The sequence below is a fragment of the Ornithinibacillus scapharcae TW25 genome (assembly GCF_000190475.1).
GTDB classification, from domain to species: Bacteria; Bacillota; Bacilli; order Bacillales; family Amphibacillaceae; genus Ornithinibacillus; species Ornithinibacillus scapharcae.
The window spans coordinates 1-24,979 of the sequence record NZ_AEWH01000051.1 but is presented as its reverse complement, the minus strand read 5'-3'; the positions used below and the strand labels follow the sequence as shown (position 1 = coordinate 24,979).

Below are 24,979 nucleotides of genomic sequence, written 5' to 3'. Positions count from 1 at the left end.
CAGGAACCAGTGCTGTGGGGGCGAGTCACTTGTTACGAAGAATATTATTTATCATAATTTCTCTAATTAGCATGTCATTTATTTCAGCTTGCACGAATAGTACAGAAGTTCATGAAGAATATCCTTACGGTCATTATGAAGATGATAAAATGATTGGAACAGTATCGGAAGTTAATAAAAGTGAGAATAGCATTGTTGTTGATATTTCGGAATGGGAAAAACGAGGCCGAAAAGGTCCTGATATGACAGATGAGGGCTATTCATATACAGCTTTGATAACAGACAAAACTCTTATTAAACATGAAAACGAGAAGGAAGCATTTATTGACGATATAAAAAAAGGACAAAAAGTGTTAGTCAATCCACCAAGAGGGAATGATTTTGAAGGTCAACCAAACCAAATTATCTTATTAGAAATGTCATACGAAGAAAAATACGCACGACTTCTATCTCAGAAAGATGGGATTAATATTGTCATTATGTATACGAATGGGACACCATTACCCGAGGAGATGTATGAACCATTGTATGATAATGTGACGAAAATATTAGAGGGGACAGAATATAGCCCTTCAGCTTCATGGGTACTTTATGATGAGAATTATATTGTAGATTATAAAGAAGAAATGGAAATCAAACAATTTCCAGCAATGCTTGTGTTTAATGAAAAAGAACTCATTTTCAAAGATTATAGTGTTGAAGGGTTATATGAGTTTTTAAGAAACCTGAGGAATTAATGAACGCTTTTATATGGTAAAAGTGCACTTATTCTTCCTAATTAAGGCGATCAAAATCGATCGCCTTTTTCTGTAAAAATTGTTTTATGAATAGGGTCCTATTGAAGGTGAAGTTATTGAACTATCTTAACAGGTTAATTCGAGTAGTATTAAGCAAGGAGGGAGTAGAATGAGAAAGATAGTACTGTTACTTTCTTTTTTGGTATTCTATTAATTATTTTTGGGTTTTTGAATGAAATGATTGGGCAAAAAGTAACGATCCAAAAACGAAATGGTGAAGAAAACAATTTTGAAGACTTCAGAGAAGTTACTCAAAAGAAGCAGGTGAAAAAAGCAATAGCTATTGTTAAAAATGCTAATTGGGAGAATACAAAAGTTGAAATGGCAGGCTATGCAGACTACCGATTTCAATTTCCATCCGGTAATTATAATAGTAGCGAAGAAAAAATAGCTTCTTACTTATTATGGATAAGCCCAAATGGTGAAAATCTAGAGATAGTTATGGATAATGGTAGATATGTGAAATTAACAAAGCAAGATTCAGCAGACCTATATGAAATTTTAACAGGAGAAGTATTATGAAAAAGTTCCACATCTTATTTACCCTTTAACTAACTGGTACGTTACTTGAAGTAAATGATGTACTCGTTATTTAACTATAGGGTATTTTAGTGGAAGAAGAAATAACTATTCATCTAACTCACATTATTATTTTATCCGAAGGCATGGTGGAAATATTGATTATAAACGATAATATATATGGCGAATTTGAAGTAGATAAAGTAATAGAAGAATTAATTTTAAGTGAGCCAATGCAAAGACTAAAGGGTATTCATCAGGGTGGGGCAAGTTACTTGGTTAATAAAAAGTGGAATGTAACACGTTTTGACCACTCAGTAGGGGTCATGCTTTTAATAAAAAAACTTGGTGGATCTATAGAAGAGCAAATTGCAGGTTTATTGCATGATGTTTCCCATACAGCTTTTTCTCATGTAATTGATTTTGTTTTTGAGAATAAAGAAGAGGACTTTCATGAGGAGATATTTAGTTCTTTTGTTAAAAATTCCAAAATCCCCGCTATTTTAGCTAAATATAACTACGACTATGAGGATATATTGTGTGATGATACAAAGTGGACATTGTTAGAACAGCCGGCTCCAGAAATATGTGCGGATAGGGTAGATTATACTCTTTGTGATATGTATATGTATGGACATATAACTCTTGAAGAGGTCTATCGTTTTTTGGAAAACTTATTAGTTCGAGACGGGAAAATGTATCTTCGTAGTATAGAAACTGCTGAATGGTTCGTTGAGACGTATTACAAAGAAGTTATTGATTTCTTTTTAGACCCATTAAATATTTATGGTTATGCTATGTTAGCTAAAACCTTAAAGCTATCGATGGAGAAAAATATTATAAATCATCATGATTTCCTAAAAAAAGATGATGAATTGATAGCTAAAATAAAAGCATCAGAAGATAAGGAACTACTAAGTTTGATAAGTAAACTGAATCCAAATGTAAGAGTAAGTGAGGATAGATCAAATTACGATATACATCAAAAAAAGAAAGTTCGTATTATAGACCCTTGCATTTTAATGGATAACAAATTAATACCAGCCTCGAAACTATCAGAAAATATAAGAGTAAGGAATAATGAAGCATATGAAAAAGCCACTAGAGGAATGTTTATAAGAATAAAATCTAACTAAGATATTGTCTAATCTTTTCCGAGCTAGCAGGTTCAATTATTTATGAATCTACCAAGTCTGATATGGTAGTTTTGGTAGAAGTGATAAAGAAAGATTTGTATATTAATTGAAAAGAAGTGAAATCATACGGGGTGTTTTTTATGAGTAGAGTTGCATTAATTCGTAAAGAAGAAAAGAAATACCATGATTTTTGTTATGAAAATTATAAATTATTTGAGGAAGGTACTTGGTTATACAAACCAGTTAAAACAGTAATAGATTTACTACCATTGCTCGAAGGGAAAAGTAATCCTAAAGTGCTTGATTTAGGTTCAGGAGTAGGAAGAAATAGTATCCCAATTGCAAAAGAAATTAAAAGTAAAAATGGAAAGGTTGTCTGTGTAGATTTATTGGATTCTGCAATAGATAAATTAAAACTATATAGCGAAGAGTATGAGGTAGAAGAAGTAATTGAAACAATAAAAACAGATATAGGTCATTACGATATTGCTAAAAATGAATATGATCTAATCGTTGCCGTTTCAACTTTAGAGCATGTTGAATCAGAAGATATTTTTGAAGATGTAGTTAGAAAAATGGCTTCGGGAACAAAAAATGAAGGACTAAACTGTATCATTGTTAATTCAGAAGTAGAAGAAATTGATATTGATACAAACGAGAAATTAGATGCAATGATGGAAATAAACATTAAAACAGAAGATATGTTGAGTAAATTAAAGGAAATATATTTTGGTTGGGAAGTAGTTAATCAATTAGTAAAACAATTGGAATATAAAATTGTTCGTGATGAAAGAGATGTTTTGTTAAAAACAAATGCTATTACTTTCGTTGTGAGAAAGTAACGAAATTTTACTAAGGATGCTTTAGTAAATTAAGTAAAATTAAACAGCAAACTAAAACGCTCAGATTGTTCTGGGCGTTTTAGTTTGCTGTTTAACTTATTTTCGAGAACAGAACTTAGTAACAGTGGAATCGACTTTACTTTATGGAAGATATGCAATTCTCTTCTTTGTAACTTCTCTGTAACTACCTTGTTCTATGATTTCCTTAAGTTTCACCACAATTGGAGGGGGATTAATGATGAAGGTAATAAGATTAATAGGATTCTTAGTTATGATCAGTTTCATACTTGTAATGAGTGCTTGCGGTAACGAATCACCGGGAGATTCAGATGATACGATTACAATTGGTGTACTTGCTTCTGTAACAGGTGCTTTAGAATCTTACGGGAAGCAGACAACCAGAGGATTTGAGTTAGGACTTGAATATGCAACAGATGGAACGATGGAGGTTGCCGGTAAGAAAATCAAAGTTATTATTGAAGACACGGAAACAGACCCGGAGGTTGCTCGTCAAAAGGCATTGAAACTATTAGAGGATGATGGGGCAGATTTTCTAGTGGGATCTTCAAGCTCAGGTGATACATTGGCCGTAACACCGCTTGCAGAGGAATATGAAAAGATTATGATTGTCGAACCTGCTGTGGCTGATAGTATTACAGGATCTGAATATAATGATTATATTTTCCGTACGGCTCGTAACTCTTCACAGGATGCTGTTGCAGCAGCTGCTGCCATTGCAGGTGAAGGGGTGAAAATTGCAACGCTAGCACCGGACTATTCATTTGGCCATGATGGTGTATCTGCATTTGTGGCAGCAGCTGAAGAGCTAGGCGCTGATATTGTTCACCAAGAATTCGCTGATCAAGCTGCAACAGACTTTACAGCGAATATCCAAAAAATTATTGAAGCAGACCCAGATTATCTTTTTGTTGTGTGGGCAGGAGCGAACTCCCCATGGAACCAAATTGCTGATATGAAGCTTCAAGAGCAAGGAATCAAAATCTCAACTGGTGCACCGGATATTCCTGCACTAGCTACAATGAATGCATTAATCGGTATGGAAGGTTTCTCAGTTTATTACCATACGCTTCCTGACAATGAGATAAATGACTGGTTAGTAAAAGAGCATAAGGAACGTTTTGATGGGGAAGTGCCAGATCTATTCACACCAGGTGGCATGAGTGCGGCAATCGCCATTGTGGAAGCACTTAAGAAGACAGAGGGCGATACAGATGCGGATACATTAATTGAAACAATGGAAGGAATGAGTTTTGAAACACCGAAAGGAACCATGACATTCCGTCCAGAAGACCACCAAGCATTACAAGAATTGTATGCGGTTACACTGGAAGAACAAGATGGGTTTGATTACCCTGTGCCAGTATTAAACCGAGTATTGACACCAGAAGAAACCGCACCACCAATAATGAACGAGAAATAAGGGTGTGTAAATCCTACAGAAATACTTTTGGTGAAGCTATTATCATCAATCGAGATGAGGTTAGGATTAACAAGTTTATATTTTTCAAATATCGTACTAGGCACTGATTAAGCTCCGGTAATATACGTAGACTCCTGCGGGAGGAAAGGCATCGGTGAGACCCCGCAGTGCGTAAGCACGAGGAGGCTCACCAGCCGCCCGCGGCAAGGTAGACACTGCGACGGTGTTGTCGAGCAGATGTCGCCCCTGTACTGGAAGTGAACGCGAAGTATATTTCCGGAGCGGTTTTTTTGCCAAATTAGTATGCGCATAATTGCTTGAACTAATTCTTAACTTCTAGAATTATGACACAAATCACTATATAAAGGAGGACCTACATGACGTTCCTATTAGAAACCAAGAACTTAACCATCAACTTTGGGGGACATACCGCGGTAAATAGCGTAACAGTTCAAATACCCGAAAAAAATTCACCTCGATTATCGGTCCCAATGGTGCAGGGAAAACCACATTTTTTAATCTACTAAGTGGGCAACTATCTCCAACAGAAGGCTCCATCTTTTATCGAGGAAAAGAAATAACCAAAAAGTCTGCTACGGAAAGAACGAGGCTCGGTATTGGCAGGTCCTTTCAAATCTCGAATGTATTCCCTAATTTAACAGTTCTAGAGAATGTTCGTTTAGCCGTTCAATCGCAGGCAAATGTTCGATATCAAATGGTGAAGCATTACTTAAATTATAAAAAGTTTGAACAAAGGGCACATACGATTTTAGAACGCGTATTACTAGACGATAAAGCAGACTATGTTGCCGCAAATCTAGCACATGGAGAAAAGAGAAAACTAGAAATTGCAATGCTACTAGCGCTAGAAACAGAGATTTTATTGTTAGATGAACCAACTGCGGGAATGTCTTTAGAAGAAGTCCCGGCAATTATAGAAGTCATTAAACAGATAAAAAAGAAGAAGACAGAACCATTGTATTAATTGAGCACAAGATGGATATGATTATGGACCTGTCTGATGAAGTCCTCGTACTGTTCCATGGAGAGTTAATTGCAAGAGGTACGCCAGGAGAAATAGTTGAAAACGAAACCGTCCAATCAGCATATCTAGGAGGAATGTACGATGAACAACTTACTTAAGGTATCCAAGGTTAAGGCTAATATCCAACAATTTCATATTCTGCATGATATTAATTTCGAAGTACCAATCGGGGAGGTAACCGTCTTACTGGGTAGAAATGGTGCGGGTAAGACGACTACATTAAGAACGATTATGGGGTTAAACCCAGTTCACAATGGTTCCATTCTGTTTAAGGACGAGGAGATTGCTAATTTAAAACCACATTTAATAGCTAATAAGGGAATTGGTTATGTGCCGGAAGACCAAGGTATTTTTGAAGACTTAACCGTTGGCGAAAATCTTCGTGTTGCAATGAAACGAGAGGATCAGGAAACAACCGAACGATTAGACTGGATACTCGATTTATTTCCAGACTTGAAAAAGTTCTGGAAGAAACCCGGTGGCCAGTTAAGTGGTGGACAAAAGCAAATGTTAGCCATTGCTAGAGCATATGTGAATGAAAATGACCTTCTATTGATTGATGAACCAAGTAAAGGACTTGCACCTATCGTTGTAGAGAAAGTAATGGAAACCATTTTACAAATGAAGGAAAAAACGACAATTCTATTGGTCGAGCAAAACTTTCATATGGCGAGTAAAATAGGGGACCGCTTTTATATCATTGATGATGGGCAAACCGTGCACAATGGATTAATGGAAGATTTGAGACAAGATAAGGTCCTCATGAAAAAATATCTAGGGGTATCGTAAGGAGGGAAAATGCATGGACTTAATCGTTACGTTAGGTGTTAACGGACTAGCAACAGGTATGTTGATTTTCCTCCTTGCAGCAGGATTAACATTAATTTTTGGTTTAATGAGTGTCTTGAACTTTGCACATGGAGGGCTGTTTATTTGGGGTGCTTATGCTGGTGTTTGGATTTATACGGCTACGAATAGCTTCATCTTAGCTATTATTCTAGCAATTCTCACGGGTCTAGTTCTGGGGCTCGTTACAGAAAGATTAATAATCAGACCTGTGTATGGTAACCATATTCAACAGATTTTAATTACCCTAGGCTTCATGCTTGTATTACAGGAATTAATTAAAGTTGTTTTTGGCCCTGATCAGAAAGCGGTTGATCCACCGGCATGGTTGGCGAGCAGTTTTCAAATTGGCGATGTCATTCTAATTAAATATCGTTTATTCATCATAATTGTGGGGTTACTCCTATTTTTCACCATCTTCTTCCTATTGAAGAAAACTAGAATCGGTTTGATTGTGCGTGCGGGGGTTATGAATCGGGAAATGGTTCAAACACTTGGGATTAATATTCGATTTGTTTTCATGGCTGTCTTCATGGTTGGGGCAGCACTTGCAGCGCTTAGTGGTGTTCTCCATGCTCCGTATTCTGGAGTGATATATGCTGAGATGGGACTGGAGTTTTCGATTCTTGCCTTTATTGTGGTTGTAATTGGTGGTATGGGAAGCTTTACTGGTTCACTGTTTGCTGCGTTATTAGTTGGGCTAGCACAGGCGTTCATGGCCTATTATGTACCAGCTCTGTCGCTTGCTGTGAATATGCTCATTATGACAATTGTTTTGATTTTTAGACCTCAAGGTTTATTTAAGGTGAAGGGGTGATGAACTTGATCACACGTATGATGACAAAAAGTAATATGATTTATCTCGGAATTGCTGCATTATTGCTGATTCTACCGTTCTTCTTGACTGGCAGAAGTGTGCAATTCATGATCACCCAAATCTTTATTTTTGCTATTTTTGCCATGAGCTATGATCTCTTGCTTGGTTATACAGGGATTATCTCCTTTGGTCATGCAATGTTCTTTGGAATAGGCGCATATACGACGGCTATTTTTATGGACCGTTTTGATGCTAATATTCTAGGGTTGGTTTTAGCAATAGGAGTTGCAGTATTGTTTGCTGCTATTGTTAGCTTTATCGTAGGAATTTTAACGCTCCGGTTAAAGAGTCACTTCTATGCCATGCTAACACTCGCATTTGCTGGATTATTTCTTGTTGCAGCGGAAAAATGGCGTGATCTAACAAAAGGTAATGATGGATTTACCTTTAGAATACCGGAAATATTAAGAGACTCAACGGTCATGTATATCGTTAGTTTAGTTTGTTTAGTTTTGATTTTCTTTGGTTTAAGAAGGTTAACGAATTCACCGTTTGGACGGGTATTAGTTGCGATTCGTGAAAATGAAAGTCGAACAGAATCACTAGGTTATAAGGTGCTTCATTATAAAGTGCTAGTTAGTGTTGTAGCTGGTGTGGTTGCTAGCTTTGCAGGTGTCCTTTATATGCTGTCTTTACGTTTTGTCAACACGAGCGTGTTCCATACAGATGTCACGATTGATGTGTTATTAATGACAATTATCGGTGGAGTAGGAACATTAGTTGGACCGATTATTGGTGCAGCATTAATCGAGTTAGCGCATCACTGGATTTCTGGATTAGCAAATGTGCATTGGATCTTTGAGCGTTGGATTATTCTGTATGGAACAGTTTATATTCTTGTTGTTATTTTCTTCCCATTAGGAATAGTTGGTACGATTCGGGCAAAGTTATCCGGTCGTTCGAAATCGAATGTGCTGGAGAAGAAAAGAGCTAGTTAGGGGAGGGAAGTATCGATGGAAACAGTAGGAATACTAAGCACGGGTGTCTATTTACCTAATAAACGCATGACTTCAGTTGAAATCTCGGAACAAGCAGGAATTCCACTCAAGGTTGTCGAACAAAAGATGGGAATAAAGGAAAAGCCAATTCCCGATGAAGATGATCACACAGTAGAAATGGGAATTCGAGCTGCAAAGGAAGCGATTGATAGGGCTGGTATAGACCCAAAAGAGATTGACTTAGTGATGTATATAGGCGAAGAGCATAAAGAATATCCACTCTGGACAGCTGGGATTAAATTGCAGCATGAAGTTGGTGCAGAAAACGCTTGGGCATTTGATACGGCTCTTAGATGTGGAACAACCGTAATGGGGCTGAAGGTTGCAAAGGATATGATGCTCGCAGATCCAAGCATTCATACCGTTCTTCTGGCTGGTGGATATCGCAATGTGGATTTTATTAATTATAAGAACCCTAGAACTAGATTTATGTACAATCTTGGTGCCGGCGGCGGAGCTATAATTCTAAAAAAAGGCAATCCAGAGAATCATTTATTAGAGTCTCATTTCATTACCGATGGAGCATTTTCAGAAGATGTTTATGTCACGACTGGCGGAACAAAGAATCCGATTACAAAAGAAACACTGGAAGCGGGATTATATCAATTGGATGTAATAGATCCAGTAGGAATGAAGGAAAGACTAGAAGAAAAGTCGATGAAGAATTTCATTACATGTATTGAAAAAGCATTAGAAAAAAGTGGCTATCAAAAGAAGGATATCGGCTATATTGCAATGCTACACATGAAAAAGTCAGCTCATTTATATGTGCTTGACCAATTAGGGGTTAGCCATGATAAGTCTATTTATCTTGAAGACTATGGGCATATTGGTCAAATAGACCAGATTCTCTCCATACAGCTAGCTGAGCAGCAAGGAAAGTTGAAAAAAGGAGATATCGTTGTTTTGGTTTCAGCAGGCATTGGCTATGCATGGGGAGCTAATATTGTGAAGTGGGGAAATTAAGGGAGGTTATAATAGTGTCGCATGTGGAATTGAAAAAAGTTGTTTTGCCAAATGGTGAGGAGATTGCTTATCGGGAAAGAGAAGGTGGAGAGGAAATCGTTGTTCTTGTACATGGCAATATGACCTCTTCTGTTCATTGGGATGTCGTAATCGAGAATCTACCAGAAAACTATAAGTTATATGCAATAGATTTACGAGGATTCGGACAATCTAGTTATCACCAGAAAATCACAGCAATTAAAGATTTCTCTGAGGATTTAAAGCAGTGGGTAGATTTGATTGGAATAAAAGAGTTCACATTAGTTGGCTGGTCTATGGGCGGTACTGTTAGTATGCAATTCTGTGCAGACTACCCTGGTTATTGCTCGCGGCTATTTTTACTAGCTTCAGGCTCTACTCGGGGTTACGGTTATTATCCGCTAGGGGAAGATGGGATGCCAGACCGGAATAATCGAGTTAGCACAATGGACGAAATCTATGGAGATACAAAATATAAGACGGTTCAACATGCTTATGATACGAAGAATTATGATATATTACGCCAGACCTGGGATATGGTCATTTACAACCATAATCGTCCAGATGAAGAGCGTTACCTGAAATACTTGGAAGATATGACAACACAACGGAATTTAGCCGAAGTATACCAAGCATTAAATCTATTTAATATTAGTGCGGTTCATAACGGCTTAACAGATGGGGCAAATCGTGTGAAAGATATTACGGTGCCTGTTCTCATTACTTGGGGGGAGCATGATTTAGTCGTTACAAAGGATATGACGCAGGAGATAATAGAAGATTTTGGTGATAAGGCCATTTATAAAGAATTAAATGGATGCGGTCATTCACCTTTAATAGACGACCTTAAACAGTTATTAACGGTAATGGAGGAGTTCTTTTCTGGGGTATCAAGTGTCAATAATGGGTAGAGGAGTTTTTGGGGATGAAAAGATTACAAGATAAGGTAGCAATCATTACTGGTGCCGCAAATGGAATTGGGTATGAGGCAGCTCGTAAATTTGGCAAAGAAGGAGCAAATGTTGTAATTGCTGACTTCGATGAAACAAAAGGATTAGAAAGTGAAGAAGTATTAAAAGCGGGAGGGCTAAGTGTTAGATTTGTACAAGTGAATGTATCGGACCCTGAAAGTGTTGATGAGATGGTTAAGCAAGTGATTACCGAATACGGCAAAGTGGATATTTTGGTAAATAATGCAGGTATTACAAGAGATGCGATGCTATCAAAGATGACACTAGAGCAGTTCAAGCAGGTCATTGATGTCAATCTAACTGGCGTATTTAATTGTACACAAGCAGTATTAGCATCCATGCTTGAACAAGGAAAAGGCAAAATCATCAATACATCATCAGTAACGGGAACTTACGGTAATGTTGGTCAAACAAATTATGCTGCCGCAAAAGCTGGACTGATCGGTATGACCAAAACATGGGCAAAGGAATTAGGGCGTAAAGGTATTAATGTAAATGCTGTTGCCCCCGGGTTTACAGAGACTGCAATGGTATCCGCTATGCCTGACAAAGTGATTGATAAGATGAAGGCAATGGTACCAATGAACCGTTTAGGAAAACCAGAAGATATTGCTAATGCTTATTTATTTTTAGCTTCGGATGAATCGGATTATATAAATGGGCATGTGTTACATGTAGATGGCGGGATTATGATGTAATAGGGGAGCGTTTGGATTAAGAGTCCAAGCGCTTTTCTTTGTTGTTAAATCTGTTTGTAGCCACCAGGAACTTGTTGGGTTGACATAATCTTTGGCGAGGATTTAGGAATCTTTAGCAAAACCAATCAGAACTTTAGCGAATTTGGGATGAATTTCAGCGATATCAAGCCCTTCTTTAGCGAGTGGTAAAAGTTTACCATTAAGGAATAAATTCCTACCAATTGGAATAGCCATTTAATAGAAGCTTCTTCTAGTTTCTTCATCAAAATAGTTGAGGGGGAATTATTATATGAAGTATGCAAATCCGAATACAGATGGGGCATTAGTAAACTTTAAAGAACGGTATGACAATTTTATTGGTGGCGAATATCGTCCACCAGCCAATGGCGAATATTTTAAAAATGTTAGTCCTGTTACAGGTCAAGTATTCTGTGAAATTGCTCGTTCGACTAAAGAGGACGTAGAAGCGGCAATTGATGCAGCGTATGAAGCGAAAGAAAGCTGGTCAAAAACCTCTGCCAGCGAACGTGCCAATATTTTAAACAAAATTGCTGATCGAATGGAAGAGAATTTAGAGATGCTAGCTGTTGCTGAAACATGGGATAACGGAAAAGCAGTTAGGGAAACCTTAGCGGCGGATTTACCTCTTGCGATTGATCACTTCCGTTATTTTGCAGGAGCTATCCGAGCGCAAGAAGGAGGAATTAGTCAAATAGATCATGATACCGTTGCCTATCACTTTCACGAACCATTGGGAGTAGTGGGACAAATTATCCCATGGAATTTTCCACTTTTAATGGCAACTTGGAAATTGGCACCTGCACTAGCAGCTGGAAATTGCGTTGTGATAAAACCAGCAGAGCAAACACCAGCTTCGATTCACGTGTTAATGGAGTTGATTCAAGACCTACTGCCACCAGGGGTAGTAAATATTGTGAATGGGTTTGGGCTTGAAGCTGGTAAGCCGCTTGCATCAAACAGTCGTATCGCGAAGATCGCCTTTACCGGAGAAACGACGACCGGACGATTGATTATGCAGTATGCATCAGAAAATCTAATTCCAGTTACTTTAGAATTGGGTGGGAAATCACCAAATATATTCTTTGAGGATGTAATGGATCAAGACGATTCCTTCTTAGATAAAGCGATTGAAGGTTTGGTTATGTTCGCCTTAAATCAAGGGGAAGTATGTACTTGTCCATCAAGAGCCTTGATTCATGAATCTATCTATGATCGCTTTATGGAACGAGCAATCGAGCGAGTCAATCAAATTAAGATAGGTCATCCTTTAGATACGGAAACGATGATGGGAGCCCAAGCTTCTTCAGAACAAATGGAAAAGATTTCTTCCTACCTAGAAATTGGAAAGCAAGAAGGGGCTGAGGTACTTGTTGGTGGAACGGTCAATTCCTTAGAAGGAGAATTGTCAGAAGGATATTATGTGAAACCAACCATTTTTAAAGGTAATAATAAAATGCGGATTTTTCAGGAAGAGATATTTGGACCAGTTCTTTCTGTAACAACTTTTAAAGATAAGGATGAAGCAATGCAGATTGCCAATGACACGTTATATGGTTTAGGTGCGGGTGTATGGAGTCGTGACATTAATACTGCCTATCGATTTGGTCGTGGAATTGAAGCAGGAAGAGTGTGGACTAACTGTTACCATCAATACCCAGCCCATGCAGCGTTTGGTGGATATAAGAAATCTGGAATTGGAAGAGAAAACCATAAAATGATGCTTGACCATTACCAACAAACAAAAAACCTTCTAGTAAGCTATAGCGAGGGACCAGTTGGGTTGTTTTAATAGATAAGTGACTATCGATATTATTTTCACTTTCAAGAGGATATCTTGGTTATGTGGAAAGTGAGTGCATATAGGCTTCAGGTAACGAAACTTCGCATATAGTAGTAAAAATGGTAGAAGAGGTGTGGAAAATGGTCAAACGAGTAACTGCAACCGATGAAACTCTTCGACTACTCGCGAAATTAAAAGCTAAGTATGGAGACTTAATGTTTCATCAATCAGGTGGCTGTTGCGATGGAAGTTCACCTATGTGTTACCCACGAGAGGAATTCCGTGTTGGTGATTCGGATGTTCTTCTAGGAGAAATTGGGAATACTCCATTTTATATGGCGAAGGATCAATATGAATATTGGAAACATACCCAACTTATTATTGATGTAGTGAATGGCAGAGGTGGCATGTTTTCGCTTGAAGGTCCCGAAGGAAAACGGTTCTTAACGAGATCGAGAGTATTCACAGAGGAAGAATTAGCGGAATTAGATATGGCTAAATAAACGTTTTCCTAAAGATGTCAAATCTAGTTTAATCTAGGTTTGGCATCTTTATCATAACAGGAAATAATGTCTCTCCCTAGAAATATCACATCTGTAACCATCTTGTAACTCCTATTCTATAAACTATTCTTAGAAAGTGGAGGGATAGGGATGTACGCAAATTTAGATTGGTTACAGAGTAGGGTCAATATATCTCCAGATACCCAAGCAGTAGTGGATGCTGTAAAGGATGATTCTTGGACGTATAAAGAATTGCATGAACGTGCAACAATCATAGCAAACTTCTTTTTAACAAATGGTATTGAAAAGGGAGATACTGTAGCAATATTAGCTCCCAACCATATCAGTTATCTGGATTTCTTTTTTGCTTGTATGCGAATTGGAGCTATTTTTATCCCCTTAAATTGGCGGCTAGGTGAGGAAGAATTAGTATATGTATTGGAGGATTCCAAACCAAAAATCATCGGAGTTGCTCCTGCGTTTATTCATAAAGTGGAACAGATTCCAATAAACACAGAATTAGTGGAAATAAGTCATAACCAGTATTGTCATTCACTCTATTATGAAAATCATATGGATCGAACAGAAATTAGCGAAGAAGATCCGCTTGCAATCATCTATACAGGCGGAACGACAGGACAACCTAAAGGGGTTGTTTTATCGCATCGGTCTATTTTATGGAATGCGTTGAACACGATAATAAGCTGGGATCTTGGGGCAAGTGACGTAACATTAATCACCACACCAATGTTCCATACTGGAGGATTAAATGTTTATACATTGCCACTATTGCTAGCTGGAGGGAAGGTCGTTCTGTCCCCTGAGTTTAAACCAGAAAAAGCTGTTGCAGACTTACTAAAGTATCAATGTACCGTAGTGTTATTTGTTCCAACCATGTACCATATGATCATTCAAACGAAAGAATTTCAAGAAGCAGATTTTACTCATATGCGTGTGTTTGTTTCGGGAGGGGCACCATGTCCACATAAGATTTATGATGCCTTCCGGGAGAAAGGACTCGCCTTTAAAGAAGGATACGGGTTGACAGAGGCAGGTCCAAATAACTTTTATATTGATCCCATAGACACCGTGCGGAAGATGGGGTCGGTTGGAAAACCTATGATATTTAATGATATTAAAATAGTGACAGATGATGGAATGCAGGCAGATGTCGGAGAAGTTGGGGAATTAGTCCTGCGTGGCTATCATTCTTTTGAATATTATTGGAATAAGCCACAGGAAACAGCAGAGGTAATAGAGGACGGTTGGGTATATACAGGTGACCTAGCAAAGCAGGATGAGGAAGGATATATTTATATAGTTGGACGTAAAAAGGAAATGATTATAACAGGTGGAGAGAATGTTTATCCATTAGAAATCGAGCATTGGTTAGAGGCGCATGAACTCATCGATGAAGCGTGCGTAGTAGGGCTGCCAGATGACAAATGGGGAGAGGTTGTTACGGGGTTTGTTTCCCTAAAGGGGGAGGTAACAGAAGAAGAATTAAAAGTATACTGCAATCAAAAACTCACGCGATATAAAGTTCCGAAGAAGTTCTACTTTTTAGATGAAATCCCCAAAACCCATGTGGGCAAGATGAACAAAGCGTATTTAAAAGCAACTTACTCTGTTGAGAAAAGTAATAGATAAACAAGTAAGCGTTAATCTGAATTAGATTAACGCTTTTTCCTTATTTCTGTATCTGGATCATAATTTTAGTTACAAATTCTTCTTCATGATTTTTCACAATTGTATCGTAAATATATTCTTCATAAACATAATCTCCGAGAGAGAAATTTAATCGATCCATTTCCACAAGAAGCCGTTCATAAGTTTTATGAATCGATTTGTCATCCCCAACATGATACCCAATTAGAAAATCCCCTTTAACAGCTTGGAAATAAGGATATCCTTCTTTAGGATTGGGTTGTTCCATATATAAATAACTATAATTTGTGTATTCGCCCTTCAATATATGTTCTTTTTTCGTCATTACGCCGATTGGAAATCCGGAATCTAGGTTTGATACATAAAGCTCTTCAATAAAGTCCGAAACAACCTCAAAAAATTCCTCATTTGAGATATTCTCAATATTTCTGCTTAAATAAAGAGTCGCTTCTGGAAGCTGTTCAACAGATACTTGATTAAAATCCGTAAGTAACGCTTCCTCCATTAAGTTAATTTTGGTTTTAATGATTCTTTCCTTCATTTCGATTTCTTTGCGTATCTTCACTATTTCATCTTTTTTACGATGCATTAGTGTTAAAAAACTCTCAGGCGATTTATTGTTCATGTATTCTTGGACATCACTTAGTGACATACCGAGATCCTTTAGTAAATCAATAACATTAAACAGCTCTAATTGGTGAATGGAATAAAAGCGGTATCCTTTTTCATTTCGTAATACCGGTGTTAATAGTCCAATTTGATCATAATAAAAGAGAGTTTGCTTGTTTACCTTACAAAGCTTAGCAAATTCACCTGAGCTTAGATATTTTTCATTTTTTTCATTCATTTGCATACCCCCCTTGACTATATAGTTACTATATACATTAGGATAGTTAGTTGTAAATAAATAAATATTAGTGCTTTAAACATACGTGTTTAGAATTGTTTATATAGATGAAGGAGAAAGAAAAATGAAAACTAAAAAAGTCACCTTATGGTTATTACTACTCAATTTATTTATTGCTTTTCTAGGTATTGGTCTTGTCATACCAGTATTACCGTCTTTGATGAATGAACTAGGAATTACTGGGAAAACAATAGGTTATTTAACAGCAGCTTTTGCGATTGCACAATTAATCTTCTCGCCAATTGCAGGAAAAGCAGTTGATAAATTTGGTAGAAAAATTATGATGGTTATTGGTCTTTTTATCTTCGGTATTTCGGAGTTTTTATTTGGACTAGGAAAGGAAATTGAGGTTCTGTTTGTTTCACGTATTTTAGGGGGCATAAGTGCAGCATTTATTATGCCAGCTGTAACAGCATTTATTGTAGATATTACGACAAAGGATACTCGTCCGAAAGCATTAGGGTATATGTCGGCGGCTATTAGTACTGGATTCATAATTGGTCCAGGTATAGGTGGGTTTTTAGCTGATTTTGGTATACGAGTACCATTTTTCTTCGCTGGTGTACTAGGAGCAGTAGCTGGAATACTTTCGATTATTTTACTAACTGAACCAGAACGTAATAAAGAATTTGAAGAGGAAGAAGCTCCAGAACAAAAGGCAGGTATTGGTCGTATATTTGCTCCGATGTACTTCATTGCATTTATTTTAATATTTATTGCTTCGTTTGGGTTAGCTGCTTTTGAATCGTTCTTTAGCTTATTTGTAGACCATAAGTTCCAATTTACACCAACTGATATAGCCATTGTCATTACCGGTGGAGCTATATTTGGTGCGGTTGCACAGGTTGTACTATTTGATCGACTAACACGGTTATGGGGAGAAATTAAACTGATTAGATATAGTTTAATATTATCAGCTGCTCTCGTCTTTTTAATGACGATGGTAAATTCTTATCTCTCTATATTACTAGTAACCTTTATCGTGTTTGTTGGATTTGATTTGTTCCGTCCAGCCGTTACATCTTACCTTTCTAACATCGCTGGGAATGAGCAAGGTTTCGTTGGCGGGATGAACTCGATGTTTACAAGCTTAGCCAATATTTTCGGACCCATTTTAGGTGGAATCCTATTTGATATAGATATTAATTATCCGTATTATTTTGCCGCAATCGTACTTGTTTTCGGAATAGGATTAACGATGTTCTGGAAAATGCCAGCCCATGTTATCCGAAAGAATACAGAGGAAGTATAATGAAACAAACACCCCCCATAGGTTATGGCCCGCAAGTGATTTGGGTCACACCTATTGGGGGGTATTTACTTATCATCGATGGTCTCGATTTTCACACGATTTTTTCGACTAGAATCAGAAATAAGACGATGTAGCTGTATAAATAACAGACCATTATTGTAAGTTGCTTTGATTTTATCGGAACGGACTGGGAATGGTAATGATACGGTACGCTCAAATACGCCTTGTAATATTTCTTCTTTTACAACGGTTCCACCTTGAAGACCGATATCAATTGCACCACGAAGCTCAAGTGTTGCATAATCTACGTAAATATCCATCTTATCTAGATTTCTTAATCCAGGAATACTAGCAATACATAATATTTCATTGTCTGTTTGATAAAGATTGATTTGGGGAATGGTCGGTTTAAGGATACCTTCAAATTGATCCCAAAACTGTTCGCCAAAAAAATGGTCCATGTTTCGTTTCCAATCTGACATCTGTTGAAATGGATCCATTATAACACCTCGTTTTTCGGTATGATAGTCATACTATATGCAAATTCTAGAAAATAGGTGTCTGCCTACTTTTCTAAAAAATATTTAGCTTGAAGTACAGTCTGTAGTCATCTAAATGATTTATGTTTAAAAATAGGAGTGATAACTTGCTTGATCATGCACTAATAATGGTAACCATTATTTTAATAGTTAACGTGGTTTACGTATCAATGTTTACCATTCGAATGATATTGACACTAAAAGGACGCCGCTATGTTGCTGCGTTTGTTAGTATGTTTGAGATTATTGTCTATATCTTTGGATTGGGATTAGTATTAGACAATTTAAATGAAATACAAAATGTGATTGCCTATGCATTAGGTTATGGGATAGGTGTTGTAGTTGGGTCAATTATCGAAGAAAAATTAGCATTAGGCTACATCACAGTCAATGTTATTTCAGGGAATCCAGACTTGAATTTTACTCGTAGACTACGTGAGAAAGGTTACGGTGTTACAAGCTGGTCGGCTTATGGAATGGATGGAGACCGTTTATCAATGCAGATTTTAACACCAAGAAAATATGAACTAAGACTATATGAAGAAATTAAAATGATTGATCCAAAGGCGTTTATAATCTCGTACGAGCCGAAACAGATACATGGAGGTTTCTGGGTGAAGCAAGTCAGGAAGGGGAAGCTGCTGAATCCTAAGAAGAAACAGCAATAAGTTATGCATAAACTTGTTATAAAAAAGCATGAAAACGAGCTGAAAGGACTTGAAATCTCTCTATTATTATACAAATGATTGTATAAAACCGAACAATGGATTGAAATAATTAAAAAATGTTCGATTTTATCATTGACCATCAAATTGTTCTTTGTTATGCTAAACTCAACAAATGCATACGGACCCTCATATATTTCTTGGGATATGGCCTTGAAGTTTCTACCTGGCACCGTAAATGCCGGACTATGAGGGAAGATGAGTCATTGGTAATTAGAAAAAACTACTTGCGAATGAGTTAGTTTTTCTTGTGTAGGTGAGAAGGATTCCTTTCTCTAACTGCCAATGAAAAGCAGATTTTCTAACGTAATCTGCCCATACAAAAGAGGTGCTATTGATATCGATTGCCCTACTTTTGTTGACCCAATAAGGTCTATTCATCTTCTCTCATAACATGGGGGAGTTGGATAGACCTTTTTTTGTTTACGATTATCTTCACATGATGAAGGAGGAATTAGATATGGCAATGGTTAGTGTTGTGATGGGAAGTATTTCGGACTGGGAAACGATGAAGCATGCTTGTTTCGTCCTAGATGAACTAGAAATAAGTTATGAGAAAGATATTATTTCAGCACACCGGACACCGGATGAGATGTTTACATATGCCAAAACAGCAAGAGAACGTGGTTTGAAAGTGATTATTGCAGGTGCTGGCGGTGCTGCCCATCTACCGGGAATGATAGCATCCCAGACAACATTACCAGTGATTGGTGTACCAGTTCAAAGCAAAGCATTGAATGGATTAGATTCTCTACTCTCCATTGTTCAAATGCCTGGTGGAATTCCTACTGCAACAGTCGCCGTTGGTGAAGCAGGAGCGTTAAATGCAGGATTATTAGCAGGGCAAATATTGGGAACATTTCAGGCGGAAATAGCAGAGAGACTAGCAATTTATCGTTCCAATCTAAAAGTTAAGGTGGAAGAAATGAGGGAAGATCTTGCGAAACAATAAAGTTATTTTACCTCCTCAAACAATTGGAATTATTGGTGGCGGACAGCTTGGTCGTATGATGTCTATGGCGGCAAAGTATATGGGCTATAACGTTATCGTTTTAGATCCCACACCAAATTGTCCAGCAGCACAAGTCTCCGATGCGCATATCATCGCCGCTTATCATGACATGAACGCGATAAAGGAACTAACGGAGAAAAGTGATGTCATCACGTATGAATTTGAAAATGTGGATCTACATGCTGCAAACTACATAGAAAATAACGGAAAACTCCCACAAGGTGCATATGCACTGGAAATAACACAAAATAGGGAAAAAGAGAAGAAACTGATAAACGAGCTTGGATTACCAACTCCTAAATTTACGATTGTTCATCAACCTGGTGAATGCAAGGAGGCTCTGGCGGACTTTAGGCTGCCTGTTGTTGTAAAGACTTGTCATGGTGGCTATGACGGAAAAGGGCAATTGAAGATAGATAAACAAGAGGACATCGAACAACTTGAGAGTTTTGTAGCGGAACATGGTCATTGTATCCTTGAGTCTTGGTTAACCTTTGATAGGGAGATATCGGTTATATTTACCCGTACAGCAGAAGGAGAAATGGCTTTTTTTCCAATAGCGGAAAATGTGCACCAGGACCATATTCTGTTCCAGACGACAGTCCCTGCAAATATATCCCCTGAGGTCGAGGAGAAAGCTTATCAAGCAGCAAGAACATTAGCAGAAAGAATGCAAGTAGTAGGTACTTTTGCTATTGAGATGTTTGTCGATGGGGAGTCTATCTATTTAAATGAGATGGCACCACGTCCGCATAATTCGGGCCATTTTACAATAGAAGCTTGTAATATATCACAATTTGCACAACATATTCGGGCAATCTGTGGATTACCGCTACTAGCAGTGAAACTATTAGAACCAGCTACCATGGTAAACATTTTAGGAGAGTCAGTTGAAGCCACAGTACGGTCCATGTCAAAAGTAGGTAATGGGTTTGTCCACCTATATGGAAAGGATGAACCAAAAACAAAGCGGAAAATGGGGCATATTACATTTATAGGTGAAGATTATAAAAAACAACTGGAAATGTTTGAGGAGGCAAAAAAATGATTGGACGTTATACAAGAGAAGAAATGGGACGTATATGGACGGAAGAAAATAAATTCAAGGCATGGTTAGAAGTGGAACTACTAGCATGTGAAGCATGGAGTGAGCTTGGGGTTATTCCGAAAGGGGATGTTAGGAAGCTTAGAGAGAATGCGTCATTCGATATAAATCGGATTTACGAAATCGAAAATGAAACAAGACATGATGTTGTTGCATTTACTCGGGCCGTATCAGAAACACTTGGTGAGGAGCGTAAATGGGTGCATTACGGTCTCACCTCTACAGATGTTGTAGATACAGCATTATCGTATGTATTAAAGCAAGCAAATGAAATTATACGAAAAGACGTACATAACTTTTTGGAGATTCTTAAAAACAAGGCAATCGAACATAAACATACGGTGATGATGGGAAGAACCCACGGTGTGCATGCGGAACCAACAACATTCGGCTTAAAGCTTGCTTTATGGTATGAAGAGATGAAGCGTAATCTGGAACGATTTGAGTTAGCTGCAAGTAACATCGAGTTTGGAAAACTATCTGGTGCTGTTGGGACTTATGCGAATATTGATCCTTTTGTGGAAGCGTATGTTTGTGAAAAACTAGGGCTTTCCCCTGCACCAGTATCTACCCAGACCCTGCAGCGTGACCGTCATGCTGCATATATCTCTACTTTAGCACTTATCGCAACATCCATTGAAAAATTCGCGACAGAAATCCGCGGTTTGCAGAAAACAGAAACACGTGAAGTAGAGGAATATTTTGCAAGAGGACAAAAAGGATCTTCTGCTATGCCACATAAACGTAATCCGATTGGTTCAGAGAACATGACAGGGATAGCAAGAGTCATACGGGGACATATGGTAACAGCTTATGAAAATGTTTCGTTATGGCATGAACGTGATATTTCTCACTCTTCAGCAGAACGAATCATCCTACCAGATGCAACCATCGCACTGAATTATATGTTAAATCGTTTTGGAAATATCATCAAAAATCTAACCGTGTTTCCTGAAAACATGAGACGCAATATCGACAAAACACACGGCGTAATTTTCTCTCAACGTGTTCTGTTAGCCTTGATTGACAAAGGGATGAGCAGAGAAGAGGCCTATGATATCGTACAGCCTAAAGCAATGGAAGCTTGGGAAACAGAGATTCATTTTAGAGAACTGGTGAAGAAAGAAGAGCGCATAACGTCCTTACTAACAGATGATGAAATAGCGAATTGCTTTGATTATACGTACCATCTAAAAAATGTTGATGTGATATTTAATCGCATTGGCTTAAACCAGGGGTGATTATCGTGAAGGCAGAGCTTTTATATGAGGGGAAGGCAAAGAAGGTTTACCTTTCAACTACTGATTCCGAAAGATTAGTATTGTCGTACAAGAATGATGCGACAGCGTTTAATGGCAAGAAAAAGGAAAACTTTCCAGGTAAGGGAAGATTAAATAATGAAATTACCTCTGTTATTTTTCCTTATTTACATGAAAAAGGCATCAAGAGTCACTTTGTAAAAAAGTTAAATGAAACAGAGCAACTCGTCCTAAAAACGACCATTATTCCGTTAGAGGTGGTTGTTCGAAATCTAGCAACAGGTAGTATTACAAAACGACTAGGCTTCAAGGAGGAAACACCATTTTCCCCTCCATTAGTGGAACTTTTTTATAAAAATGATTCTTTAAATGATCCTTTAATTAATGATGATCATGCTTTGCTTTTAACAAACATTTCTGCGGAAGAACTACGTGATATTAAAGCGAAGGCAATAGAGATTAATACGGTATTGCAGGGGTTCTTCCGATCAATGAACTTGATTTTAGTAGATTTTAAACTGGAGTTTGGATTGCTTTCGGATGGAACTATTATACTGGCCGATGAAATTTCACCAGATACTTGTAGGCTATGGGATATAGAAACGAAGGAAAAAATGGATAAGGATGTATTTCGGCAGGGGATAGGAGACTTAATCACAGTATACGAGAAAATTTTACAGAGACTGGAGGCTAGGGTATGAGAAAGGTAACTGTTTTTGTAACGCTAAAGCAAGGGGTGCTAGATCCTCAAGGAAAGCAAATCCAAGCATCACTGAACTCTCTCGGCTTTCAAGAAGTGGAGGAGGTCCGTGTCGGGAAATATATGGAGCTTACTGTGGAAGACGGACCAAATCTAGCGGTTCGTGTTCATGAAATGTGTGAAAAGCTGCTTGCAAATCCAGTGATTGAAGATTATCGCGTTGAGCTGGAGGAGGCTGAAGTTCTGTGAAATTTGCAGTCATTGTTTTTCCAGGTTCCAACTGTGACCGAGATATGTACCATGCTGTAAAGGAAGTGTTACATGAAGAAGCAGACCTAGTATGGTATCAAAATAGTAATCTAGAAAGCTATGATGGTATTCTCTTGCCTGGTGGATTTTCGTATGGAGATTATCTTCGTTCGGGAGCAATTGCAGCTTCTTCTGATGTAATGGTTCAGGTTCGGGAGCATGCAGCAAAAGGAAAACCGGTACTTGGTGTTTGTAACGGATTTCAGATTTTGACTGAGGCAGGATTACTTCCTGGTTCGCTGATGAGAAACAAGACACTTTCTTTTATGTGTCACCAAGAAGAATTAATTGTTGATAACAATGAGACAATCTTTACAGCTGGTTATGAAAAGGGGGAAATAGTTCGTTTTCCGATAGCACATGGCGAGGGGAATTATTTCTGTGATCAAGCAACATTAGCAACATTAAAAGCAAATAATCAGATTGTATTTTCTTACCGGAACAACCCGAATGGTTCAACAGCTAATATCGCTGGGATTACGAACAAGCAAGGAAATGTCTTGGGAATGATGCCACACCCTGAACGTGCAGTCGAAGCACTTTTGGGAAGTGCAGACGGATTAATGTTATTCCAATCAATTGTACAAAATTGGAGGGAGTCCAGCTATGTTACAAACGTATGAGATTAGCCCGAAAACCGTGGAACAGGAAAAGTTATACCGAGAAATGGGCCTTACCGATCAAGAGTTTGAAATGGTTAAGAAAATCTTAGGACGATTGCCTAATTTTACCGAAACCGGGATTTTCTCTGTTATGTGGTCAGAACATTGTAGTTATAAGACATCAAAGCCTTTATTGAAGAAGTTCCCAACTAAAGCACCACATGTTATACAAGGTCCTGGTGAGGGAGCTGGTATTATTGATATTGGTGATGAACAGGCGGTTGTGTTTAAGATTGAGAGTCATAACCACCCCTCAGCGGTTGAGCCATATCAGGGTGCTGCAACAGGTGTTGGGGGAATTATCCGTGATGTCTTTTCAATGGGAGCACGACCCATTGCATTGATGAACTCTCTTCGATTTGGGAATTTAACGACGGACCGCGTGAAATATCTGTTCAAAGAGGTCGTGAATGGGATTGCTGGTTACGGTAACTGTGTTGGCATACCTACAGTTGGTGGGGAAGTACAGTTTGATGATTCTTATGAAGACAATCCATTAGTGAATGCGATGTGTATCGGATTGATTAATCATGAAGACATTCAAAAAGGAGTAGCTACGGGAATTGGTAATACCGTGATTTATGCGGGAGCACCAACAGGTCGTGATGGAATACACGGTGCTACCTTTGCATCAGATGACCTTGCGGAGGATGCAGCCAAGGATAGACCTGCCGTTCAAGTTGGCGATCCATTTATGGAAAAGCTTCTCATTGAAGCATGTCTTGAAGTAATTCATTCCGATGCATTAGTTGGTATGCAGGATATGGGTGCAGCTGGTCTAACCTCTTCTGCGAGTGAAATGGCTAGTAAAGCAGGAACTGGCATCGAGATGAATCTTGACTTAGTTCCCCAACGCGAAGAGAATATGACTGCTTATGAGTTAATGTTATCAGAATCTCAAGAGCGTATGCTTCTTGTTGTTAAACAAGGTAGAGAACAAGAAATTATCGATATTTTTAATCGTTACGGTCTGCATGCGGTGGCAGTGGGGCGTGTCGTGGAAGAGAAAGTATTTCGTATCGTCCAGCATGGTAAGGTTCAGGCAGAAATCCCAGTAGATGCTTTGGCTGAGGATGCACCTGTTTACCATTTACCAGCTCTTGAGGCTACGTATTTTCAAGAGTTTCAGAAGATTGGCAATAGGGTGCCGAAAGTGGATAATCATGGTGACATGCTAAAACGACTTCTAAAGCAGCCAACCATTGCCAGTAAGGAATGGGTCTATGATCAATATGATTCGATGGTACAAACAAACACAGTTTTAGGACCAGGATCAGACGCTGCAGTCATTCGTATAAAAGGCACAAATAAAGCATTAGCCATTACAACAGATTGTAACGCTCGTTATATTTATTTAGATCCGGAAACAGGAGGCAAGATAGC

26 protein-coding genes, 1 pseudogene and 1 riboswitch are annotated in these 24,979 nt (G+C 38.1%); of the genes and pseudogenes, 24 read left to right on the top strand and 3 right to left on the bottom strand.

Annotation, left to right across the window (positions count from 1 at the left end; all coding sequences use genetic code 11):
* The first annotated feature begins 29 nt into the window (after positions 1-29).
* From G5W_RS0113615 to fabG, 12 genes and pseudogenes are all read left to right on the top strand, one after another.
* Complete coding sequence (locus tag G5W_RS0113615; RefSeq protein ID WP_157998051.1) at positions 30-737, top strand: hypothetical protein; 708 nt, start codon at positions 30-32, stop codon at positions 735-737.
* 237 nt (positions 738-974) lie between these two features.
* Entirely contained in the window at positions 975-1,319 is a 345-nt protein-coding gene (locus G5W_RS21160; RefSeq protein ID WP_010097492.1) for a YhfM domain-containing protein, read from the top strand.
* 155 nt (positions 1,320-1,474) lie between these two features.
* Entirely contained in the window at positions 1,475-2,452 is a 978-nt protein-coding gene (locus tag G5W_RS0113605; protein ID WP_010097491.1) for an HD domain-containing protein, read from the top strand.
* Between the two features lie 140 nt (positions 2,453-2,592).
* Positions 2,593-3,294: a class I SAM-dependent methyltransferase gene (locus G5W_RS0113600; protein ID WP_010097487.1), complete on the top strand. Its 702-nt coding sequence runs from the start codon at positions 2,593-2,595 to the stop codon at positions 3,292-3,294.
* A gap of 292 nt (positions 3,295-3,586) precedes the next feature.
* Positions 3,587-4,735, top strand: a complete 1,149-nt coding sequence (locus G5W_RS0113595) for a substrate-binding domain-containing protein (protein ID WP_420178510.1) — start codon at positions 3,587-3,589, stop codon at positions 4,733-4,735.
* A 377-nt stretch (positions 4,736-5,112) separates the two neighbouring features.
* Positions 5,113-5,878: pseudogene (locus G5W_RS22290) on the top strand (ABC transporter ATP-binding protein).
* On the top strand, positions 5,862-6,569 hold the full coding sequence (locus G5W_RS0113575; RefSeq protein ID WP_010097480.1) for an ABC transporter ATP-binding protein: 708 nt from the start codon (positions 5,862-5,864) through the stop codon (positions 6,567-6,569). The pseudogene G5W_RS22290 and the gene G5W_RS0113575 overlap by 17 nt, the downstream one beginning before the upstream one ends.
* A gap of 13 nt (positions 6,570-6,582) precedes the next feature.
* Complete coding sequence (locus G5W_RS0113570) at positions 6,583-7,443, top strand: branched-chain amino acid ABC transporter permease (protein ID WP_010097479.1); 861 nt, start codon at positions 6,583-6,585, stop codon at positions 7,441-7,443.
* A complete protein-coding gene (locus tag G5W_RS0113565; RefSeq protein WP_010097478.1) occupies positions 7,443-8,441 on the top strand; it encodes a branched-chain amino acid ABC transporter permease in 999 nt (332 codons plus the stop codon). The genes G5W_RS0113570 and G5W_RS0113565 overlap by 1 nt, the downstream gene beginning before the upstream one ends.
* 15 nt (positions 8,442-8,456) lie before the next feature.
* On the top strand, positions 8,457-9,467 hold the full coding sequence (locus tag G5W_RS0113560) for a 3-oxoacyl-ACP synthase (protein WP_010097477.1): 1,011 nt from the start codon (positions 8,457-8,459) through the stop codon (positions 9,465-9,467).
* A gap of 14 nt (positions 9,468-9,481) precedes the next feature.
* Complete coding sequence (gene phaZ / locus G5W_RS0113555) at positions 9,482-10,396, top strand: intracellular short-chain-length polyhydroxyalkanoate depolymerase (protein ID WP_010097475.1); 915 nt, start codon at positions 9,482-9,484, stop codon at positions 10,394-10,396.
* A 14-nt stretch (positions 10,397-10,410) separates the two neighbouring features.
* Positions 10,411-11,154 (top strand): 3-oxoacyl-ACP reductase FabG, encoded by a 744-nt coding sequence (gene fabG / locus G5W_RS0113550; RefSeq protein ID WP_010097473.1) that lies wholly within the window; start codon positions 10,411-10,413, stop codon positions 11,152-11,154.
* Positions 11,155-11,256: 102 nt separating this feature from the next.
* On the opposite strand, the gene G5W_RS24520 is transcribed toward fabG, so the two are convergent.
* The gene (locus G5W_RS24520; RefSeq protein WP_010097472.1) at positions 11,257-11,388 is read right to left on the bottom strand and encodes a hypothetical protein; all 132 of its coding nucleotides are present in this window, start codon (positions 11,386-11,388) and stop codon (positions 11,257-11,259) included.
* A gap of 55 nt (positions 11,389-11,443) precedes the next feature.
* On the opposite strand from G5W_RS24520, the gene adh reads away from it, so the two are divergent.
* The 3 genes from adh to G5W_RS0113530 all read left to right on the top strand — a co-directional run bounded on the left by adh (position 11,444) and on the right by G5W_RS0113530 (position 15,108).
* Positions 11,444-12,964, top strand: coding sequence for an aldehyde dehydrogenase (gene adh, locus G5W_RS0113540; RefSeq protein WP_010097471.1), 1,521 nt, complete (start codon positions 11,444-11,446; stop codon positions 12,962-12,964).
* 131 nt (positions 12,965-13,095) lie between these two features.
* Positions 13,096-13,458, top strand: coding sequence for a DUF779 domain-containing protein (locus G5W_RS0113535; RefSeq protein WP_010097470.1), 363 nt, complete (start codon positions 13,096-13,098; stop codon positions 13,456-13,458).
* A gap of 150 nt (positions 13,459-13,608) precedes the next feature.
* The gene (locus G5W_RS0113530) at positions 13,609-15,108 is read left to right on the top strand and encodes a class I adenylate-forming enzyme family protein (protein ID WP_010097469.1); all 1,500 of its coding nucleotides are present in this window, start codon (positions 13,609-13,611) and stop codon (positions 15,106-15,108) included.
* Positions 15,109-15,148: 40 nt separating this feature from the next.
* Here G5W_RS0113530 and G5W_RS0113525 read toward each other — a convergent pair whose 3' ends face one another.
* Positions 15,149-15,973, bottom strand: a complete 825-nt coding sequence (locus tag G5W_RS0113525; RefSeq protein WP_010097467.1) for a MerR family transcriptional regulator — start codon at positions 15,971-15,973, stop codon at positions 15,149-15,151.
* Positions 15,974-16,097: 124 nt separating this feature from the next.
* On the opposite strand from G5W_RS0113525, the gene G5W_RS0113520 reads away from it, so the two are divergent.
* The gene (locus G5W_RS0113520) at positions 16,098-17,285 is read left to right on the top strand and encodes an MFS transporter (protein WP_010097465.1); all 1,188 of its coding nucleotides are present in this window, start codon (positions 16,098-16,100) and stop codon (positions 17,283-17,285) included.
* 65 nt (positions 17,286-17,350) lie between these two features.
* Here G5W_RS0113520 and G5W_RS0113515 read toward each other — a convergent pair whose 3' ends face one another.
* The gene (locus G5W_RS0113515) at positions 17,351-17,785 is read right to left on the bottom strand and encodes an Hsp20/alpha crystallin family protein (RefSeq protein ID WP_010097464.1); all 435 of its coding nucleotides are present in this window, start codon (positions 17,783-17,785) and stop codon (positions 17,351-17,353) included.
* Positions 17,786-17,931: 146 nt separating this feature from the next.
* On the opposite strand from G5W_RS0113515, the gene G5W_RS0113510 reads away from it, so the two are divergent.
* The 8 genes from G5W_RS0113510 to purL all read left to right on the top strand — a co-directional run.
* Positions 17,932-18,492, top strand: coding sequence for a DUF2179 domain-containing protein (locus G5W_RS0113510; RefSeq protein WP_010097463.1), 561 nt, complete (start codon positions 17,932-17,934; stop codon positions 18,490-18,492).
* 166 nt (positions 18,493-18,658) lie between these two features.
* Positions 18,659-18,758, top strand: a riboswitch (purine riboswitch).
* Between the two features lie 251 nt (positions 18,759-19,009).
* Positions 19,010-19,501: a 5-(carboxyamino)imidazole ribonucleotide mutase gene (purE, locus tag G5W_RS0113505; RefSeq protein ID WP_010097462.1), complete on the top strand. Its 492-nt coding sequence runs from the start codon at positions 19,010-19,012 to the stop codon at positions 19,499-19,501.
* Positions 19,488-20,609 (top strand): 5-(carboxyamino)imidazole ribonucleotide synthase, encoded by a 1,122-nt coding sequence (purK, locus tag G5W_RS0113500; protein ID WP_010097461.1) that lies wholly within the window; start codon positions 19,488-19,490, stop codon positions 20,607-20,609. The genes purE and purK overlap by 14 nt, the downstream gene beginning before the upstream one ends.
* Positions 20,606-21,907: an adenylosuccinate lyase gene (purB, locus tag G5W_RS0113495; RefSeq protein WP_010097460.1), complete on the top strand. Its 1,302-nt coding sequence runs from the start codon at positions 20,606-20,608 to the stop codon at positions 21,905-21,907. Before purK ends, purB begins: the two co-directional genes overlap by 4 nt.
* A 5-nt stretch (positions 21,908-21,912) precedes the next feature.
* On the top strand, positions 21,913-22,626 hold the full coding sequence (gene purC / locus G5W_RS0113490; protein WP_010097459.1) for a phosphoribosylaminoimidazolesuccinocarboxamide synthase: 714 nt from the start codon (positions 21,913-21,915) through the stop codon (positions 22,624-22,626).
* Complete coding sequence (gene purS / locus G5W_RS0113485) at positions 22,623-22,874, top strand: phosphoribosylformylglycinamidine synthase subunit PurS (protein WP_010097457.1); 252 nt, start codon at positions 22,623-22,625, stop codon at positions 22,872-22,874. Before purC ends, purS begins: the two co-directional genes overlap by 4 nt.
* The gene (gene purQ / locus G5W_RS0113480; RefSeq protein ID WP_010097455.1) at positions 22,871-23,557 is read left to right on the top strand and encodes a phosphoribosylformylglycinamidine synthase subunit PurQ; all 687 of its coding nucleotides are present in this window, start codon (positions 22,871-22,873) and stop codon (positions 23,555-23,557) included. The genes purS and purQ overlap by 4 nt, the downstream gene beginning before the upstream one ends.
* On the top strand, positions 23,541-24,979 hold a 1,439-nt coding region (purL, locus tag G5W_RS0113475; RefSeq protein ID WP_010097454.1), incomplete at its 3' end, for a phosphoribosylformylglycinamidine synthase subunit PurL. The genes purQ and purL, both read left to right, overlap by 17 nt.

Excerpts from the sequence above, each read along its gene's own strand:
- G5W_RS21160 (WP_010097492.1), top strand. The coding sequence starts at position 975 with ATGATTGGGCAAAAAGTAACGATCCAAAAACGAAATGGTGAAGAAAAC.
- G5W_RS0113600 (WP_010097487.1), top strand. The coding sequence starts at position 2,593 with ATGAGTAGAGTTGCATTAATTCGTAAAGAAGAAAAGAAATACCATGAT.
- G5W_RS0113595 (WP_420178510.1), top strand. The coding sequence starts at position 3,587 with ATGAGTGCTTGCGGTAACGAATCACCGGGAGATTCAGATGATACGATT.
- G5W_RS0113575 (WP_010097480.1), top strand. The coding sequence starts at position 5,862 with ATGAACAACTTACTTAAGGTATCCAAGGTTAAGGCTAATATCCAACAA.
- G5W_RS0113570 (WP_010097479.1), top strand. The coding sequence starts at position 6,583 with ATGGACTTAATCGTTACGTTAGGTGTTAACGGACTAGCAACAGGTATG.
- G5W_RS0113565 (WP_010097478.1), top strand. The coding sequence starts at position 7,443 with ATGAACTTGATCACACGTATGATGACAAAAAGTAATATGATTTATCTC.
- G5W_RS0113560 (WP_010097477.1), top strand. The coding sequence starts at position 8,457 with ATGGAAACAGTAGGAATACTAAGCACGGGTGTCTATTTACCTAATAAA.
- fabG (WP_010097473.1), top strand. The coding sequence starts at position 10,411 with ATGAAAAGATTACAAGATAAGGTAGCAATCATTACTGGTGCCGCAAAT.
- G5W_RS24520 (WP_010097472.1), bottom strand. The coding sequence starts at position 11,388 with ATGGCTATTCCAATTGGTAGGAATTTATTCCTTAATGGTAAACTTTTA.
- adh (WP_010097471.1), top strand. The coding sequence starts at position 11,444 with ATGAAGTATGCAAATCCGAATACAGATGGGGCATTAGTAAACTTTAAA.
- G5W_RS0113535 (WP_010097470.1), top strand. The coding sequence starts at position 13,096 with ATGGTCAAACGAGTAACTGCAACCGATGAAACTCTTCGACTACTCGCG.
- G5W_RS0113530 (WP_010097469.1), top strand. The coding sequence starts at position 13,609 with ATGTACGCAAATTTAGATTGGTTACAGAGTAGGGTCAATATATCTCCA.
- G5W_RS0113525 (WP_010097467.1), bottom strand. The coding sequence starts at position 15,973 with ATGAATGAAAAAAATGAAAAATATCTAAGCTCAGGTGAATTTGCTAAG.
- G5W_RS0113520 (WP_010097465.1), top strand. The coding sequence starts at position 16,098 with ATGAAAACTAAAAAAGTCACCTTATGGTTATTACTACTCAATTTATTT.
- G5W_RS0113515 (WP_010097464.1), bottom strand. The coding sequence starts at position 17,785 with ATGGATCCATTTCAACAGATGTCAGATTGGAAACGAAACATGGACCAT.
- purE (WP_010097462.1), top strand. The coding sequence starts at position 19,010 with ATGGCAATGGTTAGTGTTGTGATGGGAAGTATTTCGGACTGGGAAACG.
- purB (WP_010097460.1), top strand. The coding sequence starts at position 20,606 with ATGATTGGACGTTATACAAGAGAAGAAATGGGACGTATATGGACGGAA.
- purS (WP_010097457.1), top strand. The coding sequence starts at position 22,623 with ATGAGAAAGGTAACTGTTTTTGTAACGCTAAAGCAAGGGGTGCTAGAT.